This window comes from Rhodopirellula maiorica SM1, assembly GCF_000346295.1.
Taxonomy (GTDB): Bacteria; Planctomycetota; Planctomycetia; order Pirellulales; family Pirellulaceae; genus Novipirellula; species Novipirellula maiorica.
The window spans coordinates 1-10,467 of record NZ_ANOG01000568.1 but is presented as its reverse complement, the minus strand read 5'-3'; the positions used below and the strand labels follow the sequence as shown (position 1 = coordinate 10,467).

General features: G+C 55.9%; 10 protein-coding genes. All 10 read right to left on the bottom strand.

Features of this window, described 5'->3' with window-relative positions:
• Window positions 1-89: 89 nt before the first annotated feature.
• Window positions 90-947 carry a fumarylacetoacetate hydrolase family protein gene (locus tag RMSM_RS18095; RefSeq protein ID WP_008699373.1) on the bottom strand — a complete coding sequence of 286 codons (858 nt, stop codon included), beginning with the start codon at window positions 945-947 and terminating at the stop codon, window positions 90-92.
• A 337-nt stretch (window positions 948-1,284) separates the two neighbouring features.
• Window positions 1,285-2,568 (bottom strand): dihydroorotase, encoded by a 1,284-nt coding sequence (locus tag RMSM_RS18090; protein ID WP_008699371.1) that lies wholly within the window; start codon window positions 2,566-2,568, stop codon window positions 1,285-1,287.
• Complete coding sequence (locus tag RMSM_RS18085) at window positions 2,561-3,562, bottom strand: aspartate carbamoyltransferase catalytic subunit (protein ID WP_052031694.1); 1,002 nt, start codon at window positions 3,560-3,562, stop codon at window positions 2,561-2,563. Before RMSM_RS18085 ends, RMSM_RS18090 begins: the two co-directional genes overlap by 8 nt.
• Window positions 3,563-3,802: 240 nt before the next feature.
• Window positions 3,803-4,216: a DUF423 domain-containing protein gene (locus tag RMSM_RS18080; protein WP_008699369.1), complete on the bottom strand. Its 414-nt coding sequence runs from the start codon at window positions 4,214-4,216 to the stop codon at window positions 3,803-3,805.
• The gene (locus RMSM_RS18075; protein ID WP_081614217.1) at window positions 4,213-4,665 is read right to left on the bottom strand and encodes a response regulator transcription factor; all 453 of its coding nucleotides are present in this window, start codon (window positions 4,663-4,665) and stop codon (window positions 4,213-4,215) included. Before RMSM_RS18075 ends, RMSM_RS18080 begins: the two co-directional genes overlap by 4 nt.
• Window positions 4,666-5,170: 505 nt before the next feature.
• Window positions 5,171-6,094 carry an alpha/beta hydrolase gene (locus RMSM_RS18070; protein ID WP_008699365.1) on the bottom strand — a complete coding sequence of 308 codons (924 nt, stop codon included), beginning with the start codon at window positions 6,092-6,094 and terminating at the stop codon, window positions 5,171-5,173.
• A gap of 196 nt (window positions 6,095-6,290) precedes the next feature.
• The gene (gene mdh, locus RMSM_RS18065) at window positions 6,291-7,238 is read right to left on the bottom strand and encodes a malate dehydrogenase (protein ID WP_008699360.1); all 948 of its coding nucleotides are present in this window, start codon (window positions 7,236-7,238) and stop codon (window positions 6,291-6,293) included.
• A 168-nt stretch (window positions 7,239-7,406) separates the two neighbouring features.
• A complete protein-coding gene (locus tag RMSM_RS18060; protein WP_008699358.1) occupies window positions 7,407-7,916 on the bottom strand; it encodes a hypothetical protein in 510 nt (169 codons plus the stop codon).
• Between the two features lie 4 nt (window positions 7,917-7,920).
• On the bottom strand, window positions 7,921-8,898 hold the full coding sequence (locus RMSM_RS18055) for a hypothetical protein (RefSeq protein ID WP_040767883.1): 978 nt from the start codon (window positions 8,896-8,898) through the stop codon (window positions 7,921-7,923).
• Window positions 8,895-10,385, bottom strand: a complete 1,491-nt coding sequence (locus RMSM_RS18050; RefSeq protein WP_008699356.1) for a hypothetical protein — start codon at window positions 10,383-10,385, stop codon at window positions 8,895-8,897. The genes RMSM_RS18055 and RMSM_RS18050 overlap by 4 nt, the downstream gene beginning before the upstream one ends.
• Window positions 10,386-10,467 lie beyond the last annotated feature (82 nt).

The window sequence follows — 10,467 nt, the reverse complement described above, 5'->3', positions numbered from 1 at the left end:
TAAGAATGGAAGTGTCGACTCAAGCGTCACCACCCGCAACTCAAGCGCGCGAAACAGCGATACGAACCCGACGCACGAGCCACAGAGGACTAGGAACCTTGAACGATGGGATTCGAAAGCGTTCCGATTCCATCGATGGTAATTTGAACTTGATCGCCTACTTGAAGCGTAAAGTCGTTTGAAGGAATGATGCCTGTTCCGGTCATCAAGAATGCACCATTTGGAAAATGGTTGTCGCGGGCAAGCCACTGCACAAGGTCTTCGAACCCGCGAGCCATTTCCGCGGCTGAGGTTTGCTGATCAAACACAATCTCCGAATCGCGAACGATTTTCAAATCGATCCCGATCTCGGAATTGGCAGGCAGCTTGTCAAACAGCGTGATCCAAGGACCAAGTCCCGCACATTGGTTGTAGCATTTCGCCTGGGGCAGGTAGAGCGGATTTTCGCCTTCGATATCCCGCGAACTCATATCATTGCCGATCGTCAAACCAACGATCTTCATCTTGGGACTGAGCACCAGCGTGACTTCGGGTTCGGGCACATTCCAAGTTGCATCCTCGCGAATCCGCAGCGGCTGCAAATGGCCGCTGACGCGGTGCGGCGTCGCTTTGAAGAACAACTCAGGCCGCTCGGCACCGTAGACGCGGTCGTAACAAGATGCAGCTGCCTCGGATTCTTCCATCCGTGCTGCCTGACTCCGTTTGTACGTCACGCCGGCGGCCCATACTTCTTGTGCGTCAATCGGCGGCAACCACTGGACCGATTCATCAATTGCGATCGGCGGGTCGGTTTCGAGTGACGTCGCCGCGGTGATCGGTTCATCCGCTGCGATAATATCGGCGAGCGATTGATAGGGCCCGTCGGTTCGCAGTGGAATCAATTGGCCGTTGTCCACACGAGCGATTCGAGGCGAACCGGAAGCATCAATGTATTTTGCGATTTTCATACCGCTCAGGATAACGAAAACCAAATCGCTGCGGGAGCCATCTCGCGGCAAGATCGACGACGGATGTGACTGACTCAGATGCGGACTGGCCTCACTGCGGATGGGCTCAGAAACAGCTCCGACGCCTTGCTAAGCAGGTAGGCAGGAATCATTGGGTGAAAATCCCGTTAGCCGTAGGCTTATAATTTAGTCGTAGGATGGACTTCCTAGTCCGTCGAATACACCAATGACGGACGCGGTAGTCCATTAGCCACCGCTTGTTAAGGGAAACTTCATTAAACCAACAGCCTGCCAGCGGCAAAGCGGCTAATTTACTGAACGACTCCTGCCTAGCTGCTTACGCCTGAAATCGGATCACGCCGCCCACGATCGTGTGCGTCACTCGCGCCGATAATTCTTGGCCGTCAAGCGGGCTGCTGATGCAGTGCGAACGGAATTGCGAGGCATCCACCTGCCATGTTGCATTGGGGTCGATGACCACAACGTCTCCGAGCGAACCGACAGTCAAGGATCCACCGGCGATGGATGCAATCCGCGCGGGGGCCGTCGACAGCCGATCGATAGCCTGGGGCCAGGTCAAAATCCCATTTTCGATCATAAACTTTGAAACGGTCGAAAGCGTGGTTTCCAGCGTCGCGGCACCGAAGGGTGCCAGATCGAGGTCGTTCATCTTTTTTTCGCGACTGCGTGGACGATGACCACTTTGGATCGCGTCGATGGTTCCATCAGCGACCGCATCGCGTAGCGTTTCGACATGACGTTGGCTGCGCAGCGGCGGATGGACTTTGAACCGCGAATCATAGGAACGAAGTTCCGAGTCGAGCAGACAAAGATTATGCGGGCACACCGACGCGGTGACCTTGATGTCGCGTGACTTGACGCGGCGGATCATGTCGACCGCTCCCATCGTGCTAACCGGGCCGACGTGCAATCGCCCCGACGTGGCTTCAGCCAACCGTACATCACGTGCGACCGCCAAATCTTCGGCTTCGGTCGGCAAGCCCTTCAAACCTAGCGTCAACGAGACTTGCCCCTCGTGCATCACCCCGTTCTCAGCAAGCTCGGGGACCTCGGGAATGTCAAAGATGACTCGGTTAAGCATCCGGCAATAGTCGAGCGAACGTTTCAGCAGTGCATCATTGGCGATCGGTCGTGGGGCGTCGCTAAACGCAACCGCGCCGGCTTCGGCCAACAATCCCAACTCGGCCATCTGTTCGCCTTCGCGTTGTCGGCTGAGACATCCGATCACGTGCACGCGAACACCATTGGCGCGAGACGCCTTTTGCCGCACAAATTCCACGGCGCCAGGCGAATCAATCACCGGTTCGGTGTTGGCGGTACATAAAATCGAAGTGAACCCACCCGCCAATGCTGCATCGCTGCCGGATTGAATCGTTTCGTCTGCCTCGTTGCCGGGTTCACGCAATTCGACACCGAGGTCGACCAAGCCCGGAGCCACGATGCAACCTCCTGCATCCAAGCGAGGACAATCTGCAGGGATCTCGTCGTGGCTGGGGTCAATCGCGGCAACCAAGCCATCGCGAATCAGCAAATTTGCTTGGCGATCCACGCCTTGGCTGGGGTCGATCAACCGCCCATTTTCAATCAACAAATCAGACATAGTGGATAGGTTCAGCTTGTGTCGTTGTGTTTGAAGCGTCCTTGGCCCCCGAGAGCAACCACAACGCAGCCATCCGCACTGCGATACCATTGGTGACTTGTTCGAGAATGACCGAGTGCGGCCCATCAGCAACCTCCGGTGTAATCTCGACACCGCGGTTAATGGGGCCGGGGGCCATGATTAGAATGTCGTCTTTGGCTCGTCGCATGCGAGCCCCGTTCATCGCGTACAGCGCCGCGTACTCATGCACACTCGGGAAGGGACGTGCCTTTTGACGTTCGAATTGAATTCGCAACAAATTCAACACATCACAGCGATGCAAAATGGCATCCAGATTATGTGCCACCTCAAACCCAAGTTCCTGCCAACGGGGACTCACAAGCGTCGGTGGCCCACAGATGATCACATGAGCGCCGAGCTTGCTAAGCCCCCAAATGTTGCTACGCGCGGTGCGACTGTGCGAGATGTCACCAACCAATGCGACGGTCAATCCATCGAGTCGTCCACGATGTTGGCGGATCGTCAACATGTCCAACAACCCCTGCGTTGGATGCTCGTGCGGCCCATCGCCCGCATTGATCACACAACAACGAAGTTCGCGAGCGAGCAGATGTGGGGTGCCGGGAGTGACGTGCCGAGTGCAAACCCAATCGACCCCCATCGCTTCGATCGTTTTCGCGGTATCGACAAAGGTTTCGCCCTTGGCAACACTGCTGCCGCCGCTGCTGAATTCAACCGTATCAGCCCCCAGCCGCTTGGCCGCTAGCGAGAAACTATTGCGAGTCCGCGTGCTATTTTCGAAAAACAGGTTCGCAAGCGTTTTTCCCGCCAACAGAGAAAGCTTGTTGCGGCACCCGCCGGTCAGCTCTTTTAGCTTTTGAGCGGTGTCTAAGAGGATCTGGATTTCGTCGGCCGATAGACTCTCCAAATCGAGCAAATGACGCCGGTGCCAGTTTTCTGGAAACGCTAAGTCGATTGCATCCGCCTTGGACATCGTTTCGATCTTCATACAGTGAAAGAAATTCAGAAAGGATCGTGGCGTCACGTTACGAGATTTATTGCTTTTCCGCGAGCACCCTGGATCAAGTTTTTCTGCTTCGACCATGCGATGGCCCGCAGGCCCCAAATGCGATTTACCTTGGCCACCGATTTACCTTGGCAAAGGTAGTGCGCCGGTCCGAGTGGCCGCAGCAAGCAATCCCCGAAAGATATCTCCCAAACGAAAACGCTCCATTCAGACGGAACGATCCCTGGTCAATCCGAGCAGCGACACCCAGCCAGCGATCCAAAGCAGCCCGCCAATCGGGGTAACAGCCCCCAGCCAGGGCTTATTGAGGGCAACCAACAGATAGAGACTGCCACTGAAAAACAGGATTCCCAGTAGCATTAACCATGCCGCCACGCGGCGAACACGGTTCGAACCGAAGGGAATCGCGGCAATGACAAGCAGCACGACCGCGTGCACAAGATGGTAGCGAGCCCCCACGTCAAACTGGCCGCTTCGCTTGGCGATCGTCTCGGCATCCAACCCACGCGATTGCAAAAACTCTGGCAATCCATGAGCGCCAAAGGCACCAATCAACACAGCCAGTGCACCGCAAATCGCGGCGGCGACCAACGTCCGCCTTTGCAAAACCGTGTCAATCACGACTCAAGCAACTTGTTGACGGCTTTGATCAAACGATCCATCGGGAACGGTTTACGAATATAGTCGCTCACACCAAGCAATTCCGCATACGCCTTGTGACGACTTCCTTCGTTGCCGGTGATCATGATCACCGGCAAAGGGACGTCTCGGATACGACGCAGTTTCTCGAGCACCAGAAAACCGCTGCGTTTGGGCATCATCATGTCCAAGATCATCAGATCCGGGTTTTCGCGTTCAGCAAGCGCAAGCCCTTGGTTCCCATCGCGAGCAACGACGACCTCGTGGCCTTCGCCCTCGAGCGCGTAGCGAACCGATTCAATGATTTCGTGATCGTCATCGACAATCAAAATCCGCTTGCCACCGGAAGCTGCGGCAGAGGTGGGTGCAAGGTCTTTTGCAGAATCGGGACTCTTCTCGACGGCATCGTCGCTACTGTTCTCGCGGGTCATCGTTTCTCGTTCAGGCAAAGCGGAATCAAGCGAAAAAACTGTCTACGGGAGGGACGCGTCAGCATAGCGTACCAGATGACGGAGCAACACGTCTGGAAACGCGAAAGGAGGGGCAAAATCAAATGGAGGGGGGGGACCGCGATCAGCAAGGAAGGTTATTGTCGCTGGCGTCCCTTGTCACTGAGACGTCTCTCGCGGATGCGACGCTCTGCACAGCGTCACACAAATTGCCAATCAAAGCAATCCGACGCAAATTGACGGCGGGCACTTACGAGACCGCTTGAGGCAAACGGAGATCGGGCTCGACGCGACACCGTCTAACGCGGAGCAGGCAGCAAGATCGTGGGAAAACCTTAATAGCCACCCGGGGCCAACACGGTAAAGGATTTTGCAGCCAGCTTGGTGGGTAGATCTCGTGCGTCGATTTCACAGCGCCCGCACCGTCGAACGAAAGTGTTGCCGACTTCCGCTACGCAAAACAGCCAACCACCGCAAAGATTCCTGCTTAGTTGGACGAGAATCGGGTGGGCGAAGAAGCCCAGCGATCGCTTGAACCGCTGTTGCTGGCACTGGCCACAACCTTGTCCATGATCCACTGATCGACATCGGCCAAGGCGACCGTATTCATCTCGTCGTCATCGCAATATTGGCGAATTTCCAGCTGAGCACGAATCATCATGGCTCGCCGCATGTCTTCGTCAAGCTCGCACGAATCAAACATCGAGCTTTCGGTCGCCCACTGCCAAAGCATCGGCATACGCCGCTCACGCAACTCCGACAAATTCGACAATGCCCGGCCCCCACTTGGCATGCGACCGCCAAGCGAGACCACTCCCGCGAATCGTTTCGGATCACGAAGTGCAATTCGCATCGCCATAGCGCCGCCACTTTGGTAGCCCGCCAAAACGACCCGCGAAGCATTTACTGAAAAACGCTCGCACGCCTCATCAATTGCTTGCATTACATTTTCGTAAGCGGTCTGGATGGCTCCTGGACGCGTCCGCCATTCGTAGCGATGGCCAGCGGAATCGATCGCACAACTGGCTCGAACACCTACGCCGACATAATTCCGCAAACTGATGTGCGGCATGACTTGCGTGACTTGGTTTTCGTTGAACCCATCGTTGTGCAGCCAAATAAGCAGCGGATACGCATAATTGGCTTCGTAATGCAGCGGCAAGAAGAACGCCGTGCGGGCTCCAACGCCTTTGAATTGATCAAAGGGACTCGGGAATTCGTCGACGTTATCGACGTCGGATACCGAATCGTGCCATGTGCAATCCTGAAGAAAACTCTCCGAATTGCCAGCGAAATTGAGACTGGATTCCTCTTCGGGCGTGCCCAGAGATCCTTCGCTTGGTGGGTCGTCGTGAGGGGCTTCATTCGATCGGGATGTCCCCCAATTTGCCGAAGAAAAATAACGACTCATAACCAACCGAATGTTAGAGGAAGGCCCCACCCAAGGTTTACTGGGGATTTCATCCCGCATGAAATTCACATGCGGAAAAAAAATCAACTCAGCCAACAACGCCGACGCGTTTGATGGATGCCATAAACCTACGCGCAATCAATCACCAATGTCAACGCTGAAGCGGATGCTTCAGCGAAAGATCTTGCAAGTTCCGTTAGGACGATAGCAATTGATTCATCGTGGCAACCAACCCTTTGACCGCGTCGACACTGTTTTGGAAATCAGCCTTCTCCGAGTCGGTCAATTCGAGTTCGATGATCTTTTCGACGCCGCCGCTTCCCATCACGACAGGGACACCGACATAGTAGCCACCGACCCCGTACTCGGAATCGCATAGAGCAGCTACAGGAATGACACGCTTCTTGTCCCGAACGACCGCTTCGACCATTTGGGCACACGCGGCGGCCGGAGCGTAATAGGCACTGCCTGTTTTCAAAAGAGAAACGATCTCAGCACCACCTTTGCGGGTGCGTTCGACAATTTCGTCCAAGCGAGCGCGATCGATCAACTGAGTCACAGGGATTCCGCCGACGCTGGTGCAGCTTGGGATCGGCACCATCGTGTCGCCATGTCCGCCCATCAACAGGGCGCTGATGTCTTCGATGCTGACACCCAACTCCATCGCCAAAAAGGTGCGGTATCGCGCCGTGTCCAAAACGCCTGCTTGCCCGACCACTTTAGCCTTGTCAAATCCGGTGACCTTCCACATTTGTTGGACCATTGCGTCAAGCGGATTGCTGACGACGATGACAACTGCATTGGGGCTGGTCGCCTTGATCTGCTCGCCGACCGAGGTGATGATTTTCGCGTTGGTGTTGAGCAAATCGTCACGACTCATCCCTGGTTTACGCGGGATACCTGCCGTCACCACGATGACATCGCTGTCGGCAGCGTCATCATAGCTGGTCGTACCAACGATATTGGAATCGAATCCCATGATCGGCGACGCTTGCATCAAGTCCAGCGCTTTTCCACGCGGCATGTCTTCGGTCTGGGGAATGTCCAACAGAACGATGTCACCTAACTCTGCAGCAGCACACCAATGAGCACAGGTGGCTCCGACGTTTCCGGCTCCGATGACGGTAATTTTTGCTCGGCGCATTTGTTTCGCTCGCGGGGAAAATTTAGGGAAGTTGTGTGAGTGGGCGAAATGAAAATTGCTTTCTCATTTCAATGATTTTCTAAGGCGTTATCCTCTCGCAAGCGAGCCGCGGGTCAAGTAGACGCTCTCTAGATTTCTGAGGTTCAAACCCAAATCGAGCGTCCCACGCTACTGCGGAAACCGCAACTCATCGGCCTCGCGTTCTTTGCGTCGGCGTTGTACTTGGCGATCACGACGTGCAATGACGATATTCCAAACTAAAATCGCCAACATCCCGACTCCCACTGCCACCGCCGCGAACCAACCAAAAATGCCAACGCCCACCGGATCCGCCTCGGTCGATTCGCGATTGATCATGTCGGCGCCGATCAACAAAGGCCCAAACTGATCTCCGCCGCCGAACCGCTGCATGTAGGCGGTCGGATAACTCCACAAGCGAAAGAAAAACGCGTCCGTGGCAACCAACACGGTCAAATCGGCCACAATAGCCTCCGATTTCCCTTGGTCCCGCAGCTTGTTTTGCAAAAAGGTTGGCAGTGTTTTATACACCAGCGAGATGGGGTATCGGTTTTGAAACACCGGACCATCCTCTGTCGCATCCCGCCCCGAATCAATCTGGACTTTGACGTTACCGAGGTCGCCCATTGCATCGACTTGGTAATAATGATCGGCCCCCAACTGCTTAATCCGAGCAGGCTCGGTAACCCGAAATCCGTGTCACCTGAACGACCTCGACCTCCATTCGCAGCCAATCGGCCGTAAACTGCTCAGGCGACTTAAGCAACTCAATCGGCTCGACCGTTTTCGCTGCGACACGCTCGGAAGCGGGCAATTCGGCGATCCGGTCCGCGGCCGCCAACATCGAGTAAAACAATTCGCTATCTTCACTGGATAGCGGTTGTCGATTGCGTGAGGCAACCTCCGAAAGATCGCCCAAGCTAACGCCCTGATCGGCGAGCAACTGCCAACCGGCTTTCTCTGGCCTGGCCGGGAACCACTGCAGCGGCAATGCCGCGATGGCATCCACGATCGCACCGTCGTCTCCGCTGCGTGGTGTAGCTTCGATGACGACGCCCAATCCCGCGACTCGATCACCGCGACGCACGGTCGCGGGAAGCCCCGACGTCATCACTTCGACCACGCGAGGGTTGTCTTGTTCACCAATCTCGACCGTGACGCGATCCAAACGTCTGATTTCTAAAAACTCGACCAGTCGAGTGGGCACGTTCAACGATTGAACCTTCACGACCGCCCCATCCACTGCGACAACTTGCCCCAGCGTGATCGTCGTTCCGCTCAACGAGCTTGAAGTCTCAGGGGAGAGCGATTTCTCTATAGAGCTGCGATTGAGCCGATTGATTCGGTAGATCAGCTTTGCCAGTTCACCGATCGATTCTTCGTCATCGGCAGGATAGAGCTGCTCGATTCGCGGCGAATCAAAACCGGCTGCCTGTAGCAGTTCCGATTGGGCGTACAGCGATTGAGGAAACAGCACCACCGCCAACACTGCGACCATCCCCCACGCCAACGACGATCGTGTGATGTCTGCGAATTTGCGCTGCACTTTGTCTTCGACCTTGTCGTCTTCGTGTTCGGTACCGAAGGGAAGCGAGATCGACAGTTTTTCTGAAAACGGCATCGTGTGGGGGTGTCGATTCATGAGGATTCTCGGGGTGGATGGATGTCTTCGCCAGCCTGCGGATGCGATGGATCGCCATGATTCGGTTCCAGATGTGCTAAAAATGGCGAAGGTTCGCGATCCTTAGCATGTCTCAGTTGGCGGCTTTGTCTTGCCGACACGGCGGTTCGCCACATCGCCAGCGCGGCCAACCCGACGCCAAGCAGAACGGCGAACAGAATCATTCCCCATAGCGAACGCGACATTCCGTCGTCAGACACTAGCGAATTCGATTGCGTTGCGGACTCCGTTTCCGCGTCCGGCGGCAGCGTCAAAATACGGCCAACAATCACGGGCGCCGAATCGGCGCCCGCACCGGACCGGTACGCCAACCGCTTTAGAAAGCGGCCGGTGATCCACAACACAGCAGCATCTTCGCTTTCGGAGTTCTCGAAAACTCCATTGGCAATCGACTCGGGAACGTCATTGACGACAGCCAACAGCGGGCGATCAGCGCCATCGACCGGACGTAGCCAAAGGTGCCAATAGTGTGCGATTCCGTATTCATTTGAATTCGCGGCATGTCGCTCGACGCGAGCAGGACGGCCAGCGAAGGCAACGACATGATTCAAATAGACATCGGGCTGTTGCATCAACGGCAACACTCCGACCTGTGGCACCGCTGGGGCCGCCGTCGCTTGTACTTTTCCTGTTTTTTGCAGTCCCGATGCCTCTTCGGCACTGGCATCCGTTCCTTCCGTCGCTCGCCCTGCCGTCGTCAACCCTGCCGTCGTCAACCCTGCCCAATCATTCTCAAATCCAAACTGGGCTTCGTCCAAGTAGCGGTACATCGCGTCGCGGTCACGCGACTGCCACACTCCCGACGCGGCGACCCGCGACGCGGCAGCCGTGTCGAGCGCTCGGATCAACGCCTGAATCTTGATCTTGGCATCTCCGCCCGTATCCTCCATTTCCGCACTTAGCCCCGAGGGATCCGACGCCACTCGCTGGATCAATTCGCTCCAACCCTGTTGGGGTGCTTTTTCATCGGACTCCTGATCGGCTTGCCAATCGAGCTGAGAAAGCTTGACCGTCCATCCGGTATCGAGCACGGTAAATTGCGGAATCTCTTGGTGACGCCGGATCCGCAGCAGCGTGGCGAGCCAAAGCTGCTGATCCTCCGGTGGAACGAGTGCCACGATCGCTCGCGCATCGAGCATGACCTTGGGATCCACCTCGCGTAAATCCAGCACGGTTTCGGCTGTAGCATCCCCCCCGATGAGTAAGTCAGCTGGTCGATTTCCCGCATAAATCTGACGTGTCGCATTGCTGAGGCGTTGTTGCTGTCCCGCCGCACCTCCGAAGAAGGGTTCGTAAACACGCGGTTTAGCGGCCTGCCGCATGACGACCAACACCAAAGCCAAACCAAGTGCTAGCCGGATCACGCGGCGATAGTCCTGAACCGTTGCGCCACGCCGTTGACGACGACCATAAAGGCTATCTTCGTTAAATTGAGAAGGGATTTTCATCGGATATGTCCTTGAATCGCTGGACAAGCTTGAAGGAGCGACTCGGGAGCCTTAATCTGGATTGGGGGGAAGTTTGGCGAAC